A 699-nucleotide genomic window follows, 5' to 3' on the forward strand; every position below is an offset into this window, starting at 1 on the left:
TCCTCCCAGATTCCGACGGAATTTCACGTGTTCCGCCGTACTCAGGATACATTCAAGAGGGAACGAAGTTTCAACTACAGGGTTGTTACCTTCTATGACGAGCCTTTCCAGACTGCTTCGTCTACCTCGTTCCTTTGTAACTCCGTATAGAATGTCCTACAACCCCAAGAGGCAAGCCTCTTGGTTTGGGCTATGTTCCGTTTCGCTCGCCGCTACTCAGGAAATCGCATTTGCTTTCTCTTCCTCCAGGTACTTAGATGTTTCAGTTCCCTGGGTCTGTCTTCCTTACCCTATGTATTCAGATAAGGATACCATACCATTACGTATGGTGGGTTTCCCCATTCGGAAATCTCCGGATCAAAGCTTACTTACAGCTCCCCGAAGCATATCGGTGTTAGTCCCGTCCTTCATCGACTCCTAGTGTCAAGGCATCCACCGTGCGCCCTTTCTAACTTAACCAAACTAAAATTAAAAAAATATGAGCTACACTGTTATCTAGTTTTCAAAGAACATACATTTATTGTTGAGAGTAAGTTCTCTCAAAACTGAACAAAACGAAACACGGAAACTTATATTGATGAACAACGTTCATCAATTCTCCATAGAAAGGAGGTGATCCAGCCGCACCTTCCGATACGGCTACCTTGTTACGACTTCACCCCAATCATCTGTCCCACCTTAGGCGGCTGGCTCCAAAAG

2 rRNA genes are annotated in these 699 nt (G+C 45.4%); both read right to left on the reverse strand.

From position 1 onward, the window contains the following. Window positions 1-459, reverse strand: a 23S ribosomal RNA gene (locus tag MR063_RS21475); the annotation flags it as partial. A gap of 146 nt (window positions 460-605) precedes the next feature. After that, a 16S ribosomal RNA gene (locus tag MR063_RS21480) occupies window positions 606-699 on the reverse strand; the annotation flags it as partial.

It is taken from the genome of Bacillus cereus group sp. BfR-BA-01492 (assembly GCF_022662815.1).
In the GTDB taxonomy this organism is placed as follows: domain Bacteria; phylum Bacillota; class Bacilli; order Bacillales; family Bacillaceae_G; genus Bacillus_A; species Bacillus_A cereus_BD.